An 18,685-nucleotide genomic window follows, 5' to 3' on the forward strand; every position below is an offset into this window, starting at 1 on the left:
TCTCGCGGCGGTGGGGTGGGCGCGATCAGGCGCCTAGGATCGCGGCATGGCTCCCCGGGTTGCAGTGCTGGACGACTACCAAGGTGTTGCGCGCGACTACGCGGACTGGGACTCGCTGCCCGCGCAGGTCGAGTTCTTCCACGAGCACATCGCCGACCGCGACGAGCTGGTGCGCCGGTTGTCGCCCTTCGCGGTGATCGCCGCGATGCGCGAGCGCACCGCCTTCCCGCGCGAGGTGCTCGCCGCGCTGCCGAACCTGGAGCTGCTGGTGACCACCGGCATGCGCAACGCCTCGATCGACATGGCGGCGGCACGGGAGCTGGGCATCGTCGTCTCCGGCACCGGGGGCGCGGGCGCGGACCGCTCGTGGGCGCCGACCGCCGAGCTGACCTGGGGGCTGATCTTCGCGCTGCTGCGCCAGATCCCGGCGGAGGACCGGTCGATCCGGGAAGGCGGGTGGCAGCGGGGAATCGGTGTCGAGGTCGTCGGGCGGACGCTGGGCGTGCTCGGGCTGGGCCGGTTGGGCACCCAGGTCGCCCAGGTCGGGCGGGTGTTCGGCATGGACGTCATCGCCTGGAGCCAGAACCTCACCGACGAGGCCGCGGCGGCGGCCGGTGCGCGGCGGGTGTCCAAGGACGAGCTGTTCGCCGAGTCCGACGTGCTGACCATCCACACCGTGCTCAGCAAGCGGACCCGCGGCCTGGTCGGGGCCGCCGAGCTGGCGCTGATGCGGCCGACGGCGTACCTGATCAACACCTCCCGCGGACCGGTCGTCGACGAAGCGGCCCTGCGGTCGGCGCTGCACGAGGGGCGGCTGGCCGGTGCGGGCATCGACGTGTTCGACCAGGAACCGCTCTCGGCGGACAACCCGTGGCGCAGCACCCCGCGCACGGTCCTCACCCCGCACCTGGGCTACGTCACCGAAGACGTCTACCGCACCTTCTACACGGACACCGTCGAGAGCATCGCCGCCCACCTGCAGGGCGCCCCCATCCGCGTCCTCAACGCCGACTGACCCGAGGTTCCCAGGGAGGTCCCACTCCACTCCGCCTCACCCGCCGAGGCATGACCACACCCGAACCCGCGCCCACCCACCGAGCCATCCCGAACTGCGCGGGGCACTTACAGTTTCAATTGAAACTGTAACCCAGGGTGACGAGAGCACAGTTTCAGTTGAAACTGTAGTCCCGGGTGACGGCCCGCAGTTTCAATTGAAACTGCAAATGTGAGTGGGGGCCTGGCGCAGTTTCAATTGAAACTGCACTTTCTCCGCGTGTCGCGTGGCTGACATGGCGGTGGCGTGTCGGAGGTTTTCGGGGTTTGCCGGGTTCGCTCAAGTGGAGTGTGGATCTTCGGTGGGTCGGTGCTCGGCATGTCGGGGTGGGGGGTGCTGTGTGCTGGAGTTGGCGGCGTCTGGGGTGGTGGTTCCGGTGGTGGCTGGGTCTGGTGGTGGCTGGGTCTGGTGGGGGTTTGGTCTTGACGTTGGGGGAGACGTGGATCACAGTGTCATACCAACCAGTCGGTCTGATCGTGATCGCCCGCCGCCCAACCGAGGGAGTCCGCCCATGACCACCGGTGCCCCACCGACCCCGGGAACCCCGAAGAAGCTGCTGGTCGCAGCGCTGATCGCCAGTTCCATCGAGTGGTACGACTTCTTCATCTACGCCACGGCCGCGGCGCTGGTCTTCGGCCACCTCTTCTTCCCCGGCGCGAGCCCACTGATCGGCGTGCTGCTGTCCTTCGCCACCTTCTGGGCCGGGTTCATCGCCCGGCCGCTTGGCGGGCTGGTGTTCGGCCACCTCGGCGACAAGGTCGGGCGCAAGCCAGCGGTGGTGACCTGCCTGATCATGATGGGCACCGCGACCTTCCTGATCGGGGTGCTGCCCGGCGCCGCCACGATCGGCGTGGCCGCCCCGGTCCTGCTCGTGGCGCTGCGGTTCCTGCAGGGCATCGCGGTCGGTGGGCAGTGGGGCGGGATCGTGCTGCTGCTGACCGAGAACGCCGGGCGGCAGCGCAGGGGCATGGCCGGGACGTTCGGCCAGATGGGCGTCCCGCTGGGCGTGATCCTCGGCAACGTGGTGTTCCTGGCGGTCGGGGCGCTGGTCAGCCCGGCGGCGTTCCAGGAGTGGGGGTGGCGGATCCCGTTCCTGGCCAGCGCGGTGCTGGCGCCGGTGGTGCTGTTCATCCAGCTCAAGATCGAGGACACCCCGGTGTTCCGCGAGCTGCAGGAGCGCAAGGCGGAGCAGGACCAGCAGGTGGTGCGAGCGCCGCTGGTGGAGGTGCTGCGCACCCGCAAGCGGACGGTGCTGCTCGGCGCCGGCCTGCTGTTCGCCACCAACTCGATCTTCTACATCAGCATCTCGGGGCTGCTGGACTACGGCACCCGCGAGCTGGGCATGCCGCGCCAGACGCTGCTGGCGGTCTCGCTGGTGTCCTCGCTGGTCGGGGTGTTCGTGATCTTCTTCAGCGGCGCGTTGTCGGACCGCTGGGGCCGCCGCCCGCTGATCCTGGTGGGCGCCGGGCTGCTGGCGGTGTGGGCGTTCCCGTTCTTCTGGCTGGTGGACACCGCGACGGTGCTGGGCGTGGCGGTCGCGGCCACGGTGGGCAGCATCGGGTCGAGCCTGACCTACGGCCCGTTGGCGGCCTACCTCAGCGAGCTGTTCGAGCCGCGCGTCCGCTACTCCGGGGCCTCGCTGGCCTACCAGCTGGCGGCGATCCTGGTCAGTGGCGGGACGCCGTTCATCATGACGGCCCTGCTGGCGGCGACGGGCAGTTCGGCCTCGGTCTCGGCGTACCTGCTGCTGATGGGCCTGTGCACCCTGGCTTCGGCCCTGCTGCTGCGCGAGACCCGACCGCAGCCGACGCCGAGCCCGCACCCCCACCGGGCCGTCACCGAGCAGTGAGGCGAGGGGTGCTCGCGCCCGCCGGCGCAAGCACCCCTCCTGCTCAGGCCTCGGTGGCGAGCTGCTTGACCTGCTCGATGAGCTTGGCCCGGCCTGCCGCGTCGCCGGCGATCGGGGTGACGTTGAGGGTGGTCACGCCCGACTCCGCCAGGGCGGCCAGCCGCTCCTTGACGTGGCCCTCCGGACCGATCAGCGAGGTCTTCTCCAGCAGGTCGCGCGGCACCGCCGCGGCCGCCTCCTCCTTGCGCCCGCTGAGGTAGAGGTCCTGGATCAGCTCCGCCTCGGCCTCGTAGCCGTAGCGGCGGGCGAGGTTGTTGTAGAAGTTCTTGCCCTTGGCGCCCATGCCGCCGACGTAGAGCGCCACGTGCGGGCGGACGAAGTCCAACAGTTCGTCCAGGCCCTCGCCGATGGCCAGCGGCGCCTGGGCGACCACGTCCAGCGGCGGCAGCGAGGCGTCGCGCTTGGCCTTGCCCGCGGCCAGCGGCTCGCCCCAGACCTCACCGGCCTTCTCCGGCAGGTAGAAGATCGGCTCCCACGCCTCGGCGATCTCGGCGACCAGCTCGACGTTCTTCGGGCCGATCGCGGCGATCATGATCGGGATCCGCTCGCGCACCGGGTGGTTGATCAGCTTCAGCGGCTTGCCCAGGCCGGTGCCCTGCTCGGCGGGCAGCGGGATGTTGTAGTGCTTGCCGCTGTGCTCCACCTTCTCCCGGCGCCACACCTGGCGGCAGATGTCCACGATCTCGCGGGTGCGGCCCAGCGGGGCGTGGTAGGGCACGCCGTGGAAGCCCTCGATGACCTGCGGGCCGGAGGCGCCGATGCCCAGCGTGAAGCGGCCGTCGGAGACGTAGTCCAGGCCCGCCGCGGTCATCGCGGTCAGGGTGGGCGTGCGGGTGTAGATCTGCAGGATGCCGGAGGCGATCTCCAGCCGTTCGGTGCGGGCGGCGATGAAGCCCATCTGGCTGACCGCGTCGAACGAGTACGCCTCCGGGACGTAGACGATGTCCAGCCCGGCCTTCTCGTAGGTGGCCAGGTCGTCGACGGTTTCCTTGAAGCCCCCGCTGTAGTTCAGCGGCATCCCGATGCGCATCGGCCGTCCCTTCCGGTTCGCGGCAGCGGCGATGTCCAGTCGGCCACGCCGCCGAGGTTGCCCCGAGGTTACCGCTGAGTACGGAGCACGGGAATCGGCGGGTTTGTGACCGAAATCTCAGGAAAAGGTCGTTCTGGGGCATTTCCCGGCCGTTCGAGCACCGACAATGGGAACATGTCCTCCCTTCACCTCACCGCAGCGCCGAACCGGTCGCGCGGTGCTCGGGCGGGCCGGGCATGAAGCTTGCTCTGCTGGACATCGGATCCACCGCCGCGCGCCTGGAAGTCGTCGACCTCGGCCGCTCCCGGATGCCGCGCGCGGACTGGAGCGTGAAGGCCCGGACCCGCCTCGCCGAGCACACCTGCGCCGACGGCGTGGTCGACGAGAGCGGCGTGCAGCAGGCGGTGCGCGCCGTGCGGCACTGCGTGCGAGCCGCTGCGGACCAGCGACCGGACACCCTCGTCGCGTTCGGCACCTCGGCGGTGCGCGACGCGGCCAACGCCCTGCGGCTGCGCGAGGAGCTCAGCGAGGCCGCCGGGGTGCGCATCGGCGTGCTCAGCCCGCGCGACGAAGCCGCGGTCACCTACCACGCGGCGCGGCGCTGGCACGCGCGCTCCGGCACGCCGATGACCACTGTGGACATCGGTGGCGGCACCATCGACGTGGCCACCGGGGTGGGCCTGGAGCCGGACGAAGTGGTCTCGCTGCCCTTTGGCGCGGCCCGGCTGACCCGGCAGTTCCTGCCCGACGACCCGCCGCACCCGCACCAGGTCGACGAGCTCGTCCAGGCCGTGCGCCGCACCATCCGGCGCTCGCTGCGCAGCTTCGCCGACGCCGACCTGGGGCACCCGGTGGCGCTGTCGAAGGTGCTGCGGCAGCTGGCGGTGCTCACCGAGAGCTCGCCCGGCCGGGTCGTCCGCCACCCCGACCACCTCTCGCTCGCCAAGCTGCGCCCCTGGATCCCCCGGTTGGCCCAGCTGGACCAGGCGCAGCGGGCGGCGCTGCCCGGCGTGTCGCGCAGCCGCGCCCGCCGCATCCTGGCCGGGGCGGTCGTGGCGGAGCTGATCCTGCGCGCCATCGGCGTGGACGAGCTGGAAATCTGCCCGTGGGGCCTGCGGGAAGGCCTGGTCTTCCGCTTCGCCGAGGCGCACGACGGCAGCAGCGGCGACGTCCGGGAGCTGATGACCACGCTGTTCCGCTGACCGCCCGGCGGCACGGGACACCGCGGGGGCGGTAGCGTCGGGAACGTTCATGACCGCACGCGCGGCCCGCGCGACGAACCGCAGGGGGGACTTCACGTGGCAGTTGTGCTGCAGCTCCTGATCACCATGGTGGCGGTGTGGATCACCACCGCGCTGCCGGGGATCGACCTGGCCGGGGAGGACACCGCCGCCAAGGTGCTCACCCTGCTGGCGGTGTCAGTGATCTTCGGCATGATCAACGTGGTGCTCAAGCCCATCGCCAAGACCCTGGGCTGCCTGCTCTACCTGCTGACCCTCGGGCTGTTCGGCCTGGTCGTCAACGCGCTGCTGTTCTGGCTGACCAGCTACCTGGCGGGTCGGTTGGGCCTGCCGTTCCACGTGGACGGCTTCTGGCCGGCGTTCTGGGGTGCGCTGATCGTCACGATCGTCAGCAGCGCGCTGGCCGGGATCATCCGTCGCGCCCAGCCGCAGGAGGAGCACCGGGGCTGACGGTGGTCCACTGTGGATGGATTGCCGGTGCGGCGTAGAGTCGGGTGCGGACCAGGAGGAGGACTGACGTGGAACTGCTGTTGCTGTCCAGCTCGACCAAGCACGGGACCGGTTTCCTCGAGCACGCCGTGCCCGCGGTGACCGAGCTGCTGGGCGGTCGGGACCGGTTGCTGTTCGTGCCGTTCGCCAAGCAGGACCACGACGGCTACACCGCCACGGTGCAGGCCGCGGTCGCGCCGCACGGCATCACCGTCGACGGCATCCACCGGGCCAGCGACCCGGTGGCGGCGGTCCGCGACGCCCAGGCGGTGTTCGTCGGCGGTGGCAACACCTTCCGCCTGCTCTCCGCGCTGCACCGGCTCGGCCTGGTCACCGCGCTGCGCGAGGCGGTGCGCGGCGGCACGCCGTACATGGGGGCCAGTGCGGGCACCAACATGGCCTGCCCGACCCTGCGCACCAGTAACGACATGCCGATCGTGCAGCCGCCGTCGTTCGAGGCGATCGGGTTGGTCCCGTTCCAGATCAACCCGCACTATCTGGACCCGGACCCGGGCAGCACGCACATGGGCGAGACCCGGGAGCAGCGGATCGCGGAGTTCCTGGAGGACAACGACGTGCCGGTGCTGGGCGTGCGCGAGGGCTGCTGGCTGCGCGTCCGCGGCGAGCGCGCCGAGCTCGGCGGCTCCACCGGCGCGCGCCTGTTCGCGCGCGGCAGCGAGCCCCGCGAGCTCGGTCCCGGCGAGGACGTCACGTTCCTGCTGGGCACCGAGCCGCACTTCGACTCCTGAGGCGCCGGAACCCCAGCGCCGCAGCAGGATTCGCGTAGCCGTTCGATCACCCTGTGCTATGGTGCGGTCATCCTGCCGAGGGTTGCGGGAGCGGGACGCCACCGATCGGCGCTCCGCCCTGGGCCAGGTGGTCGAATCCCGCTGGACAGCAGCGAGGACACCCCTGCGGGGCGCACTGGGTCGGTTCGACGGTTGCGGAGCACTGTGGCGCGGACGAGCAGTTCCGGGAGCGAGTACAAGACGATCCGGGCCCGCCTGACGCGCGTTGGCTTGGTGCCCAGCGTGATCGTGCTGGTCCTGTGGCTCGGCTTCTCGTCGTTGTCGATATACGACGGCTTCTACGCCACCCTGGTCGCGCAAGGCGTCCAGGACGCCTCACTCTCGGCGGGCGACAGCCTGGTGGAGCTGCAGCAGGAGCGCCGCCTGGAGATGGAGCGGCTGAGCGGCCCGCACGGCGACTCGGTGGCCGTAGGGTTGCAGCGCAAGCGGACCGACCAGGCGCTCGCGCGGGCGCGGCCCAACTTCGACAAGCTGGTCGTCGACGCGCCGGACGCGATCGCCAGCCAGGTGCGCGCGCTGGACGCGCTGCTGGCCGAGCTGCCGCAGCGGCGGGCCGGGATGGATTCCGGTGCGGTGTCGCGGCAGGAGGCCTTCGACTTCTACAACCGGCTGCTGGGGGGCTGGGTCGACCTGTTCGACACCCAGGCGCGGATCGTCCCGGACCTGGAGGCCAGTCAGGCGGGGATCGCGGGCAGCGAGGTGGTGCGGGCCGCCGACGAGATGTCGCAGGCCGCGTCGCTGGGCAGCGCCGCGCTGACCAGCGGTCAGTTCGGCGACATCGACCACGTGACGTTCGCGCACCGGGTCGGCTCGTACCACGCCAGGCTGGACACCAACCTGCCCGTGCTGGAGCCGGGGGCCGCCGCCCTGCTGCGCGAGCTCACCACCAGCGCGGACTGGACGCGGTTGAGCGCCCTGGAGAACGAGCTGATCGAGCACCCGCCGCGGTCGGGCGTGGCCGACGTGGACGCGGCCGAGTGGGAGCAGATCACCGCGGACCTGTCCGAGTCCCTGATCGAGATCGCCATGCAGCAGGCCCGCGAGGGCGTTGCGCTGGGCCTGAACAACGGCGACGACCGGCTGCTCGAAGTGCTGGCCGTCAGCGCCGCCGGGCTGCTGGCGGTGCTGCTCGGCATCGTGTTGGCCGCCCGCGCCGCCCGCAGCCTGGTGGACCGGACCCTGGTCTCCCGGCTGGCGAGCCTGCGCGACGACACGCTGCGGCTGGCCCACGAGCGGCTGCCGGAGATCATGTCCCGCCTGGAGCGCGGTGAGCAGGTCGACGTGGAGGCCGAGCTGGCGCCGCTGGAGTACGGCACCGACGAGATCGGGCAGGTCGCCGACGCGTTCAACACCGCGCACCACACGGCGGTGGCGGCCGCGGTGCAGGAGAACCACGCCAAGGCCGGGTTCAACAAGGTCTTCCTCGGCATCGCGCACCGCAACCAGGGCCTGGTGCACCGCCAGCTGAAGGTGCTCGACCGCCTGGAGCGCAACGAGGAGCACCCGGAGCGGTTGGCGGGCCTGTTCGAGCTGGACCACCTGGCCACCCGCGCCCGCCGCAACGCCGAGAACCTGGTGGTCCTGGCCGGGGTGCGGCCGGGCCGGAAGTGGCGCAAGCCGGTGCGGCTGGCCGACGTGGTGCGCGCGGCGGTCGCCGAGACCGAGCACTTCGACCGCATCCGGGTGCACCGGGCCCCGGACCTGTCGGTGGTCGGCGCGGCGGTGGGGGACGTGATCCACCTGCTGGCCGAGCTGATGGACAACGCCACCTCGTACTCCGCGCCGAGCTCGCAGGTGCACGTCTACTGCGGGGACACCCCGCGCGGTGTGCTGCTGCGGATCGAGGACGAGGGAATGGGCATGCGCCCGGCCGAGCGCGACGAGGCCAACGTGCTGCTGGCCAGCAAGCCGAGCTTCGAGGACATCACGCTGCGTGGGGACTCCCGCCTCGGCCTGTTCGTGGTGGCCGTGCTGGCGTCCCGCCGCGGCATCAGGGTGGAGCTGCGGGAGCGCGCGGAGGAGGGCACGGTGGCCCTCGTCCGGTTGCCGACCAACATCGTGGCGCACGAACGGCTCTTCGAGGACCGCTCCGAGGAGCCGGACCTGCTGCGCCTGCCGTCGACGAACGCCGTGGAGCGCTCCGCCGGATCGGACGGCGCCGCGGCCCGGCCGAGGTGGGAGCGCCCGCGGACGGACGAGCGGGACGGCTGAGAATCGTCCTCAATGGACGTTCAACGCGGTGATCGCGCGGCTGAGGGCCGCCTGCTCGGGCGCGGGCAGCCAGCGGGCGGCGTGCAGCATGTGCAGGGCGGTGCGCAGCCGCGTGCGGTCCTCGTCGGTGCCGAGGTCGCCCAGCAGTGCGGGCAGCACCACGGCGAGCGCCTTCAGGTCGCGGCGGGCGCAGAACTGCGCGACCAGCTCGTCGAGGAGGTCCGCGGCGGGGTTGGCCGGGCGCAGGCCTTCGGCGATGGCGAACCGGGTCCAGTCGGCGTACTGGCCGGGTGGGACGTCGCCGATGTGCGCCGCGGCCAGCGCGAAGTGCTCGTGCGCCAGGTCGGGCTGGTGCAGGTCCCGGTAGCACTTCGCGAGGTTCAGGTGCAGCGAAGGGAAGAAGGCGGAGACCCGCTCGTCGGCCACCCGCTGCGCGCGGTCCAGGCTCTCCCGGTTCCAGCGCAGCGCCTCCGCCGGGGACGGCTGGTGCCGGGCGAGGTAGTGGGCGGCGATGCTGGCCTCGTAGTCGTCGGAGGCACTGCCCCAAGCCTGCTGAAAGTGCTCGCGCGCGTCGTCGTCGCGGCCTTCGGCCTCGGCCTGCATGCCTTGGGCGCACAGGCGCACGACGGGGTTGTCGGGGTTCACGGCTAATTCCTCTCTGACTGCTACTGCTCGGTGCGCACCGGCATGACCAGCGTGGTGAAGCTGCCCTGGTCGGCGGAGCGGACCACGACGGGGTGGTCCGCTGCGGAGACCTCCAGCAGCACGTCGGGGCCGACACCGGCTTCCAGCGCGGGACCCAGCACGGCCGGGTCGAAGGCGGTGCGCAGCGGCGGCCCGGTGTGGACGGCGGGGTGCGAGGTCGAGCCCCCGTCGCGGTCGGTGACCACCAGGCGCTGGTCCTCGGTCCGCAGGACGACCGGTCCGGGGGCCTCCTGCAGTGCCGTGCGCAGGGTGGTGCGGTCGGTGATGAGCCGGGTCCGCGGGGCGGGCAGGTCGTTCAGGACCAGCCGGTAGTCGGGGAAGGTCCAGTCCTCGGTCGGCAGGGCCCGGGAGCGGCCCCCGCCGCGCAACCGCGCCCCGTGCTCGTCGACCTCGATGTCGACCTTGGCCAGCGGTAGCGCCCAGGTGGCGAGGTCGGTCAGCTCGGAAACACCGACCACCAGGCGAGCGGTGCCACCGTCGGCGACCGTCGGCCGCAGCGTCCGCACCGCCAACCGGTAGCGGTCCGTGGCGACCAACCGCACCTCCTGGTCGTCCAGCTCGACGAGGACGCACCTCAGCACCGGGAACTCCGTCCCGGAGGCCACTGCGGGCGCGACCTGGCGCACGGCGCTCGACAACTCCGCCCCACCCACGCGGGCCAGCGTCCGCTGCTGGCCGGGCAGCGAGCGCAGGACCTCCCCGATCGCCGACTGCGCGGCGGCCGCCGCGTCCTGCGCCCGCTGCGTGTGGGCGGTCAGGACGGCCCGGGCCTGCTCGGCGGTCCCGTCGAGCACCACGCCGACCTCGGGCAACGGCACCCCAGCCGCCCGCAACCGGCGCAGCAGCACGGCCCGCCGCACCTGGCCGGGGGAGTAGTAGCGGTACCCGGTCACCGCGTCGACGTGCGCGGGCGGCAGCACGCCGCAGTCGTCGTAGAAGCGCAGCGCGCTCGGCGTCAGCCCGACCCGCCGGGCGAAGGCGCCGATGCTCAGGAGTTCGTCGTCCACAGGGGCGATTCTGGGCCTTCAACCAGCTCGAAGGTCAAACCCGCGTGGCGCCGGGGTGAACTGGTTGACGCCCTCCCGATACTCCTGGTGTGCGCACCGACCCGCAGCTGCACCCGACCGACGTCGTCGTCCGGGTCCTGCGCGACGCGGACTGGCCCGAGGTGCGCCGCATCTACGCCGAGGGTATCGCCACCGGGAACGCCACCTTCGAGACCGAGGTCCCGCCGCGCGAGGTGCTGGACGCAAAGTGGCTCCCGGACCAGCGGTGGGTCGCCGAGGTCGACGGCGCGGTCGCGGGCTGGGCCGCGCTGGCACCCGTCTCCGAGCGCGCGTGCTACGCGGGAGTGGCGGAGGTCGCTGCCGCCTTCCGGGGTGGGGGAGTGGGCAAGGCCCTGCTGCGCGAGCAGGTCTCCGCGGCCGACGCCGCTGGCCTGTGGACGCTGCAGAACTCGATCTTCCCGGAGAACGCGGCGAGCCTGGCCATGCACCACGCGGCCGGGTTCCGCACCGTGGGGGTCCGCGAGCGCATCGCCCGGCAGCACGGGGTCTGGCGCGACACCGTGCTGCTGGAACGTCGGGCGGCCACCTGAGCGCAGCACGAACGCCTTGGCCCGTTCGGACTTCGGTCATTGGTCCTCAGTGGAGCCGAACGGGTGCTGGCGCGCGGCACCGGGGTGATCTGGGCGGCGGATGCCTTGACACCCCGCCCGCGCGCTGCGAACGTCGCGCTAGTTCATGCGACGGTGCGCAGGAAGCCGGTGCGAATCCGGCACGGTCCCGCCACTGTGAACGGGGAGCTGCCGCCACGTGCGCCACTGCCGCGACCGCGGTGGGAAGGCAGGCGGTTAGCGCGGATCCGCGAGTCAGGAGACTGACGCCGTCGTGCCGATCCACGCGGGGTCGAGGAGCCCCGGAGGAGGTAGTCGACGTGCCGCAGCGCGCACCAACGCTGCTGGCCACCGCCCCGCCGCGGTGCCCAGCCGAGCTCCACACCACGACGTCGGACACGCAGGTCTGAGCCACCAGCCCACCGCCGGTGCGGCTCGCCGCGCCGATCGTTGACTCCTGTGGAGACATCCTGTGCCACCTGCTCAACCCTCCCCAACCCGGACCCGGCACTCGGCCCTGTGCGCAGTGGTCGAGCGGGTTCGCGCCACCGATGGCGGCCACCTCCGGGACAGCCGGGCCTCGGTGGTCTTCCTGACCGTCCAAAGTGCACACCACAGCGGCCGGAGCGCCGGCTACGCCAATTGCGTGCTCAGCGTGCGGATCGGTCGCGCGGTGGGCTCCTGCGCCGTGGAACCGGGCCAGCTGGACCCGGATTCGGTGCGCGACCTCGTCGGCCGGAGCGCCGCCGAACTACTGGAGCACGAGGAACCGGCGGTCCGGGTCGCCGTGCTCGACGCCCACCTGGCCAACCAGGTCCCGCACGACGAGCACCCGGGCGCCCGGCGGGTGCGCATCCCGGCCGGGACCTCGCTGGAGAAGTCGATGGCCCGCGCCCGCGCCGTCGCCGAGCTCGTCGAGGCGCCGGAGGGCGGCAACGTCGCGGTGATCGGCGTGGTGAACTCGCTGCTCGCCGCGCTGCGCGAACGCGGGTTCCGCCCGGTCCCGTGCGACCTGAAGGGCGGGGTCACCGAGTGGGGCGAACCGGTCCTCGTCGACCACCGGGAGGCGATCTCCGGCGCGCAGGCCGTCCTGGCCTCCGGGATGGTGCTGGGCAACGGCACCTTCGACGACATCGCCGGGCTCTGCCGCGACCGCGGCCTGCCGCTGGTGATGTTCGCGCAGACCGGCGCCGCGGTGCTCCGCGAGGTGGTCGGCGCCGAGGTGCGCGCGCTGTCCGCGGAGCCCTACCCGTTCTTCTGGCTGACCGGGGACAGCACCGACCTCCACCACTACCAGGCAGGTGAGCCGCGGTGACCGCACTCGACCTCAGCCGGACCGACGGCGGGCCCCGGTGCCAGTCGGTCCTGGACCTCATCGGCAACACCCCGGTCCTGCGCATCGGCACCCCGCTGCCCGGACCGCACCCCGGTTTCTGGGCCAAGCTCGAAGGATTCGCCCCCGGCGGCATGAAGGCGCGGGCCGCGCTGGCGCTCGTCCAGGGCGCTCGGAGCCGCGGCGAGCTGCGCCCCGGCGGCGCGATCGTCGAATCCACCAGCGGCACCCTCGGCATCGGGCTGGCCTGCGTCGGCACGGCGCTCGGTCACCCGGTGGTGGTTGTGGCCGACCGGGAGCTGGACGGGATGACCAGGGCGCTGCTGCGGGCGCACGGAGCACGCGTCGAGGTCGTGGCGGAACCGCACCCGGTGGGCGGCTGGCAGCGGGCCCGGCGGGAGCGGGTGGTTGAGCTGCTCGCGGAGCTGCCCGGCGCGTACTGGCCGGACCAGTACGGGAACCCGGACAACCCCGCCGGGTACCTCGCCATGGGTCGCGAGCTCGTCACCCAGTTCGAGCACCTGGACGCCGTGGTGTGCAGCGTCGGCACCGGCGGGCACAGCGCCGGGATCGCCCCGGTCCTGCGCGAGCGGTGGCCGGGGATCAAGGTCGTGGGCGTCGACTCGCCGGGGTCGACGGTGTTCGGACAACCCGCCGCGCACCGGTTGATGCGCGGGCTGGGCAGCAGCATCCACCCGCGCAACGTCGCCTACGACGTGTTCGACGAGGTGCACTGGATCGGCCCGGCGGAGGCGGCCGACGCCTGCCGCAGGCTCGCCGCCGGGGCGTTCGTGACCGGCGGGTGGAGCACCGGCGCGGTCGCGGTGGTCGCCGCGTGGTGCGCCGAGGAGCTGAGCTCGGACGCGGTGTGCGCGGTGTTCCCGGACGGGCCGCACCGCTACTGGCAGACCATCTTCGACGACGACTACGTCGCCGAGCACGGCCTGGTCCCCGAAGCGCGCCAACCGTCCGAAGTGGACAAGCCGGGTTGGAGCAGGTCTCGGGCGGTCGTCGACCCCTGCCCGGCGCGCACCGGGGCCGGGGTGGACTGCGCGGTGTGCGGGGAGGACGACCGGTGAGCGGGTTCCGGCAGATGTCGCGCGCCGCGCAGCTGCTGGTGATCAACCAGTTCGGCATCAACGTGGGCTTCTACATGCTGCTGCCGTTCCTGGCGACCTACATGAGCCGGGACCTGGGCTACGGCGCGGCGGTGATCGGCCTGCTGCTCGGCGTCCGGAACCTGAGCCAGCAGGGCATGTTCCTGGTCGGTGGGACCGCCGCGGACCGGCTCGGCTGCCGCCCGATGATCATCACCGGCTGCGCGCTGCGGGTGGTCTCCTTCGGGCTGTTCGGCGTGTTCACCTCACTGCCCGGGCTGTTCGCCGCCGCGGTGCTCACCGGCCTGGCGGGCGCGCTGTTCAACCCGGCGGTCCGCACGTACCTCATGCACGAGGCGGGGGAGGAGCGGCGGGCCGAGGCCTTCGCGGTGTTCAACGTCTTCGCGCACGCGGGCACCCTGGTCGGACCGCTGCTCGGCGCCGCGCTGCTCGCCGTCGACTTCCGGCTGATCGCACTGGTGGCGTGCCTCGCCTTCGCGGTGCTGACCGCGGCCCAGGTCGTGGTGCTGCCCGAGCAGGATCTCGCACCGCAGCGCGACAGTGTCCTGGGCAGCTGGCGCGAAGTCGTCACCAACGGGCGCTTCCTGCTGTTCACACTCGCGCTTTCGGCGTACTTCGGGCTCTACAACCAGCTCTACCTGATGCTGCCGCTGGAGGCGCAGCGGGTCTCCGGGCTGGCCGAGTCGGTGGCGGCGGTGTTCGTGGTGTCCACGGCGGTTGGCATCGCCGGGCAGGTGCGGATCACCCGCTGGTGCCGCGACCGGTGGACGCCGGGACGCTCGGTGGCGCACGGGCTGGTGTGCATGGGCGCGTCGTTCGTCCCGGTGCTGGTGACCAGCCCGCTGCTGGACGCGCCCGCGCCGGGAGCACCGGACTGGGCGCGGACCGCGCTGGTGTGCCTCCCGGTCCTGCTGACCACGGTGCTGTTCACGGTCGGCATGGCGATCACCAACCCGTTCGCGATGGAACTGCTGCCGATCGTGGGCAGCGAACGCCTGGCGGGCACCTACTACGGCTTCTACTACCTGGTCTCCAGCCTGGTGGCGGCGGCGGTGAGCTGGCTGGTCGGTGCCCTGCTCGACAGCACGGCGGCGTCCCCGCTGAGCTGGATCCCGTGGTTGGCCCTGCTCGCGGTGGGTGTGCTCGGTGGTCTCGGCGCCGCTGCCCTGGAACGCCGGGGCGTGCTGCGCCGCGAGCCGGCTGAAGCCCGGGGGTGAGTCCCGGACCGGCTCAATAGTCGTCCTGCGCAGGTCGGTCCTCGTTCGAGACCGGTGCGGTGATGGGCAGCGTCGCGGCGAAGCTGGCCACGGCTCGACCCGCCGTGATCAGGGGTGCCTTCGACTGCTGTCCGCGAGCGAGGAGGAAGCCCCCTTGCAGGGCGGAAAGCAGGGCGCTCATCAGGGCCCGCGCGTCGTGCTCGTGCAGTCCGCGCTCCGCGAAGTACTGGACCCCGTGGTCCAGCCACGACTCGATGACCTCAGCCCCGGTCTCGCGCAGCGCGGGCTCGGCCTCCGCGACCTCGCCGGTGACCGTGGCGACGGGGCACATGTTGGCCCAGCCGACGCTTTCCATGTCCTCGGCGGCGGCGGTGAACGCCTCTTCAATCCCGGTGGGCAGGTCGGTGTGCCGGTCCAGCAGCACCTGCAGCAGCAGGATGTAGGCGGCGCCGGACTGGCGGAGTGCGGCGGCCGCGACCTCCCGCTTGCCGCCCGGGAAGTGGTGGTAGATCGAGCCGACCGGCACCTCGGCTGCGTGGGCGAGTTGCTGGATGCTGGTTGCCGCGTAGCCGTGCACGCGCAGCAGCTCGGCCATCGCGTTGGCGATCCTGCCCGCGGGGTTCCGGTACCTGCGCCCGGTGCTGCCCCTCGGTGCGCACCGCAAGCCGATGAACGCCGACGCGGACCTGAGCTTGGCGGGCCAGGTGCGCCTCGTGGCCGACTTCCTCGAAGCCCTAAACCTCGACGCCGTGACCCTGGTGCACAGCGACTGGGGCGGGGCCCTGTTCCTCACGGCTCGCGGACTCGACCAGCGCGTGGCGCGGCAGGTGTTCCTGCCGTGCGAGGCGTTCGACAACTTCCCGCCCGGCCTCCCCGGCAAGATGTCCGCCCTCGCGGCCCGCGTCCCCGGCGGCCTGCAGTTCGCGGCGCACCAGCTCCGGGTGGGCTGGCTCCGCCGGTTGCCGGTCCTGTTCGGCCAGATGGCCCGTCGGCCGGTGCCCGACGAGCTCGTCCGGTGCTGGACCGAACCGCTGCTGCGCGACCCGCGCGTGCGCCGCGACCTCACCGCCTACTGCCGGACCAGGTTCGACAAGGCGGGCCTGATCCGCGACACCGAGGCGCTGAGCCGCTTCCACGGCGAAGTGCTGGTGCTGTGGTCGCCGGACAACCGGGTGATGCCCCCATCCCACGGCCGTCGACTGGCCGCCCTCATCCCGAACGCCCGCTACGCCGAGGTTCCCGGCGCATACGTCCTGTCCATGCTGGACAACCCCGAAGCAGTGGCCCGAGAGCTCGGCACCTTCCTCCGCGCTACCCGCGCGCAGGAGGCCTAGGCGCGGCCTCGCGGTGCGGCGCCCACCGCCCCGGTGTCATGCGATTGCAAGGGGAACCAGATGTCCGATTTCCCTCGAAATCGCGTGAAGCCCCCGTCGGCGCCACGAAGAACTTCGACGACCTGCCCCGCTCGCCCACGATGCGTCGTAGGCAGGACTCGGGGGCCGTGACCGGGCTTTCGCAGATCACGTCGAAGTGTGGTGGGCAGGGGCCACGCGTTGGGCGAAATCGTTGGCCAGGGTGCGTGAATCGAGGGCCTGCGGGTCCCTTCCACTGAGGATCCAGAAGAAGACCGGCCCCACGAGCAGGGCGGTCGCCTGCGACATCGGGATTTCGAGGACATCGCCGGGGAACGACCGGGCGATGACGGCGGCCGCGCTCTCGCCCAGCGGGTCGTTGTTCCGCAGCAGCTCACCGACCGCCTCGTCGTACTGAGCTTCGCCGAGCAGGGCTCGGTAGGCGGTTCCCGCGTGGGAAGTGGTGAGGAACACGATCAACGCGTCGAGGTAGGCGGCGAGGTCCTCAACGGGGTGGTCGTGCGCGGGGACGTCCAGTTCGTGGCGGGCGTCGACGGCGCTGGCCTCGATCAGGATCTCGGCCTTGGTCGACCACCAGCGGTAGATCGTCTGGCGGGAGACGCCTGCGCGCTCGGCGATGCCCTTGAGCGTCACGCCCCCGTAGCCGACCTCGACGACGAGGTCGTCGACGGCGTGCAGGACGGCGGCACGCGCCTCCTCGCTGCGCGGGCGCCCGACTTTCCCGTGCTCGCGCACCATCTCGCCCTCCGTCGCAGAGTGCCCACCAGCCTAAATTGCGAGACACCGCGTACGCAAACCAAGCTCGTGAGTGGCGATGGTGGTCCTTACAACCATTCCCACTCACGACTGGGGTGTTGCACGTCGTGAGTGGCGATGGTCGTTCTCGCAACCGTTCCCGCTCACGACTCAGGCTCGTGGGCGTTGACGGGCCAGTGCCTGTGGCTCCAAGTTTATGGACACCGTGCACCGTTACTTGCTACGGTTTCGGTGCACGGTGACTCGTAATTAGCTGGCAGGTGCCAGCGCGAAGCCCGAGGGGGCGGAAGGGGGAGCGCGTCGTGCGCGTCTTCGTGACAGGTTCCACTGGTTGGATCGGATCGGCCACTGTGGACGAACTGCTGCGGTCCGGTCATGAGGTGACTGGGCTGGTCAGGTCCGACGAGTCCGCCGCGGCCCTGGCCGCGAAGGGCGCGGAGCCGCTTCGCGGTGACTTGGACGAGCTCGAGTCGCTGCGTCGGGGAGCTGCCGGTGCCGACGGGGTCGTCCACCTCGCCAACAAGCACGACTGGGCCGACCCGGAAGGCACCAACCGCGCTGAGCGGGCCGCCGTCGAGGTGGTCCTCGATGCGCTGGCCGGGACGAGCAAGCCCTTCGTGATCGCCAACGGTCTGTCCGGCATCGTCGAAGGTCGTCCGGCACTGGAGAGCGACGCCTCACCGGCGTTCGGTCCGGATTCGGACCGCGGGGGCTCGGAGAACTTCGCGCTCGACGCGGTCTCGCGCGGTATCAGGTCCATCGCGGTGCGCTTCGCGCCGAGCGTGCACGGGCGTGGCGACTGGGGGTTCGTGAACTTCCTGACCGCCGCAGCCCGCGCCCGTGGGGTCTCGGGCTACATCGGGGACGGAAGCGCCGAATGGTCAGCCGTGCACGTCACCGACGCGGCGCGCCTCATCCGGCTCGGCCTGGAGTCCGCCCCGGCGGGCACCCGGATGCATGCGGTGGCCGAGCAGGCGATCCCCACCAAGTCGATCGCCGAAGCCGTGGGCGAGGCCCTCGGTCTGCCCGTCACCTCGATCGCCCCCGAGGACGCCGAGGAGCACTTCGGGTTCGTCGGCGGCTTCTTCGGCCAGACCATGACCGGATCCAGCGCGCTCACCCGCGAGCTCCTGTCCTGGGAACCGGCCGGGCCGGGCCTCCTCGAGGACATCCGCACCGGCGCCTACACCACGGCCTGACCACAGCACTCGCCGGTACTTCGCCAGCAACTTCTCAGCACTGCGCCACCGCCTCGTGCGGAAAGCACGGTCCGAACACCGAACCGGAGGAAGCAATGTCTGGAACCATCACCGACTTCGAACCGACCGTCACCGGTTTCATCCTGGTCAAGACGACCCGCGCGTGGCTGGATCTGACGGTCCCCCAGCGCATCGCCGTGTTCCAGGACGAAGTCCTGCCCACCATCAAGGCGAAAGTCAAGGACGTCCGCTCCCGCTTCTACGACACGGAGTTCTACTCCGCCAGGGTCACCGACATCTGGATGTGGGAAGCGCGCGACCACGACGCCTTCCAGCTGCTGATCGACGCGCTGCGGGAAACGCCGTTCTGGGACCACTACTTCGAGGTGGTGGAAATCCTCGTCGGCGTCGAGAACGGTTACGCCAAGAACCACGGCACCACCACCCCGACCACCGTCGTCGCCTGACCACCCGAGGCCATCCCGCGGGGCGTCACTGCCCGCGCGGCGGCAGGACGAAGCGGGGGGGGGCCCCGACCGCGCGCCCCCCCCCGGCCCCGGCGGATGAGCTGACCCAGCCCCCCGGGGGGCCCCGCCCGGGGGGGGGGGGGTGAAAACGTGGTTACG

At 71.8% G+C, this 18,685-nt stretch carries 17 protein-coding genes, 1 pseudogene and 1 riboswitch; of the genes and pseudogenes, 13 read left to right on the forward strand and 5 right to left on the reverse strand.

The annotated features are described in order from the left end of the window. Positions 1-46 precede the first annotated feature (46 nt). Positions 47-1,015, forward strand: coding sequence for a D-2-hydroxyacid dehydrogenase family protein (locus tag ABT324_RS30645; RefSeq protein WP_351184546.1), 969 nt, complete (start codon positions 47-49; stop codon positions 1,013-1,015). Positions 1,016-1,565: 550 nt separating this feature from the next. Then, positions 1,566-2,903, forward strand: coding sequence for an MFS transporter (locus tag ABT324_RS30650; protein ID WP_351184548.1), 1,338 nt, complete (start codon positions 1,566-1,568; stop codon positions 2,901-2,903). Between the two features lie 43 nt (positions 2,904-2,946). Here the strand turns inward: ABT324_RS30650 and ABT324_RS30655 are convergent, their stop codons facing one another. After that, on the reverse strand, positions 2,947-3,993 hold the full coding sequence (locus ABT324_RS30655) for an LLM class F420-dependent oxidoreductase (protein ID WP_351184550.1): 1,047 nt from the start codon (positions 3,991-3,993) through the stop codon (positions 2,947-2,949). A 236-nt stretch (positions 3,994-4,229) separates the two neighbouring features. Here ABT324_RS30655 and ABT324_RS30660 point away from each other — a divergent pair, with 236 nt between their 5' ends. The 4 genes from ABT324_RS30660 (at position 4,230) to ABT324_RS30675 (ending at position 8,743) form a co-directional block, all read left to right on the forward strand. Then, on the forward strand, positions 4,230-5,195 hold the full coding sequence (locus ABT324_RS30660; RefSeq protein WP_351184552.1) for a Ppx/GppA phosphatase family protein: 966 nt from the start codon (positions 4,230-4,232) through the stop codon (positions 5,193-5,195). Positions 5,196-5,291: 96 nt separating this feature from the next. Beyond that, positions 5,292-5,684, forward strand: a complete 393-nt coding sequence (locus tag ABT324_RS30665; protein WP_351184554.1) for a phage holin family protein — start codon at positions 5,292-5,294, stop codon at positions 5,682-5,684. A 68-nt stretch (positions 5,685-5,752) separates the two neighbouring features. Then, on the forward strand, positions 5,753-6,472 hold the full coding sequence (pepE, locus tag ABT324_RS30670) for a dipeptidase PepE (protein WP_351184556.1): 720 nt from the start codon (positions 5,753-5,755) through the stop codon (positions 6,470-6,472). Positions 6,473-6,754: 282 nt separating this feature from the next. After that, on the forward strand, positions 6,755-8,743 hold the full coding sequence (locus ABT324_RS30675; RefSeq protein WP_351184558.1) for a sensor histidine kinase: 1,989 nt from the start codon (positions 6,755-6,757) through the stop codon (positions 8,741-8,743). A gap of 9 nt (positions 8,744-8,752) precedes the next feature. On the opposite strand, the gene ABT324_RS30680 is transcribed toward ABT324_RS30675, so the two are convergent. Together ABT324_RS30680 and ABT324_RS30685 are read right to left on the reverse strand one after the other, a co-directional pair. Beyond that, a complete protein-coding gene (locus tag ABT324_RS30680; RefSeq protein WP_351184560.1) occupies positions 8,753-9,388 on the reverse strand; it encodes a hypothetical protein in 636 nt (211 codons plus the stop codon). Between the two features lie 20 nt (positions 9,389-9,408). After that, positions 9,409-10,455: a DNA polymerase III subunit beta family protein gene (locus tag ABT324_RS30685; RefSeq protein ID WP_351184562.1), complete on the reverse strand. Its 1,047-nt coding sequence runs from the start codon at positions 10,453-10,455 to the stop codon at positions 9,409-9,411. A 113-nt stretch (positions 10,456-10,568) separates the two neighbouring features. Here ABT324_RS30685 and ABT324_RS30690 point away from each other — a divergent pair. From ABT324_RS30690 to ABT324_RS30705, 4 genes and pseudogenes are all read left to right on the forward strand, one after another. Then, a pseudogene (locus ABT324_RS30690) lies at positions 10,569-11,045 on the forward strand (GNAT family N-acetyltransferase); the annotation flags it as partial. Positions 11,046-11,179: 134 nt separating this feature from the next. Next, positions 11,180-11,351: riboswitch (cobalamin riboswitch) on the forward strand. 358 nt (positions 11,352-11,709) lie between these two features. Beyond that, on the forward strand, positions 11,710-12,378 hold the full coding sequence (locus ABT324_RS30695) for a hypothetical protein (RefSeq protein ID WP_351184564.1): 669 nt from the start codon (positions 11,710-11,712) through the stop codon (positions 12,376-12,378). Continuing rightward, complete coding sequence (locus ABT324_RS30700; RefSeq protein ID WP_351184566.1) at positions 12,375-13,475, forward strand: PLP-dependent cysteine synthase family protein; 1,101 nt, start codon at positions 12,375-12,377, stop codon at positions 13,473-13,475. Before ABT324_RS30695 ends, ABT324_RS30700 begins: the two co-directional genes overlap by 4 nt. Then, positions 13,472-14,731: an MDR family MFS transporter gene (locus ABT324_RS30705; protein ID WP_351184568.1), complete on the forward strand. Its 1,260-nt coding sequence runs from the start codon at positions 13,472-13,474 to the stop codon at positions 14,729-14,731. The genes ABT324_RS30700 and ABT324_RS30705 overlap by 4 nt, the downstream gene beginning before the upstream one ends. A 13-nt stretch (positions 14,732-14,744) precedes the next feature. Here ABT324_RS30705 and ABT324_RS30710 read toward each other — a convergent pair whose 3' ends face one another. Beyond that, on the reverse strand, positions 14,745-15,326 hold the full coding sequence (locus ABT324_RS30710) for a TetR/AcrR family transcriptional regulator (RefSeq protein ID WP_351184570.1): 582 nt from the start codon (positions 15,324-15,326) through the stop codon (positions 14,745-14,747). A gap of 4 nt (positions 15,327-15,330) precedes the next feature. On the opposite strand from ABT324_RS30710, the gene ABT324_RS30715 reads away from it, so the two are divergent. Further along, entirely contained in the window at positions 15,331-16,065 is a 735-nt protein-coding gene (locus tag ABT324_RS30715) for an alpha/beta fold hydrolase (protein WP_351184572.1), read from the forward strand. Positions 16,066-16,251: 186 nt separating this feature from the next. On the opposite strand, the gene ABT324_RS30720 is transcribed toward ABT324_RS30715, so the two are convergent. Further along, positions 16,252-16,842 (reverse strand): TetR/AcrR family transcriptional regulator, encoded by a 591-nt coding sequence (locus ABT324_RS30720; RefSeq protein WP_351184574.1) that lies wholly within the window; start codon positions 16,840-16,842, stop codon positions 16,252-16,254. 320 nt (positions 16,843-17,162) lie between these two features. Here ABT324_RS30720 and ABT324_RS30725 point away from each other — a divergent pair, with 320 nt between their 5' ends. Beyond that, on the forward strand, positions 17,163-18,059 hold the full coding sequence (locus ABT324_RS30725) for an SDR family oxidoreductase (protein WP_351184576.1): 897 nt from the start codon (positions 17,163-17,165) through the stop codon (positions 18,057-18,059). A gap of 95 nt (positions 18,060-18,154) precedes the next feature. After that, entirely contained in the window at positions 18,155-18,526 is a 372-nt protein-coding gene (locus tag ABT324_RS30730; protein WP_351184578.1) for a darcynin family protein, read from the forward strand. The last annotated feature ends 159 nt before the right edge of the window (positions 18,527-18,685 follow it).

Source organism: Saccharopolyspora sp. NPDC000359, assembly GCF_040300525.1.
In the GTDB taxonomy this organism is placed as follows: domain Bacteria; phylum Actinomycetota; class Actinomycetes; order Mycobacteriales; family Pseudonocardiaceae; genus Saccharopolyspora.

Coding starts and splice junctions, on each gene's coding strand:
- ABT324_RS30660 (WP_351184552.1), top strand. CDS start 4,230: ATGAAGCTTGCTCTGCTGGACATCGGATCCACCGCCGCGCGCCTGGAA.
- ABT324_RS30710 (WP_351184570.1), bottom strand. CDS start 15,326: ATGGCCGAGCTGCTGCGCGTGCACGGCTACGCGGCAACCAGCATCCAG.
- ABT324_RS30720 (WP_351184574.1), bottom strand. CDS start 16,842: ATGGTGCGCGAGCACGGGAAAGTCGGGCGCCCGCGCAGCGAGGAGGCG.
- ABT324_RS30730 (WP_351184578.1), top strand. CDS start 18,155: ATGTCTGGAACCATCACCGACTTCGAACCGACCGTCACCGGTTTCATC.
- ABT324_RS30655 (WP_351184550.1), bottom strand. CDS start 3,993: ATGCGCATCGGGATGCCGCTGAACTACAGCGGGGGCTTCAAGGAAACC.
- ABT324_RS30650 (WP_351184548.1), top strand. CDS start 1,566: ATGACCACCGGTGCCCCACCGACCCCGGGAACCCCGAAGAAGCTGCTG.
- ABT324_RS30645 (WP_351184546.1), top strand. CDS start 47: ATGGCTCCCCGGGTTGCAGTGCTGGACGACTACCAAGGTGTTGCGCGC.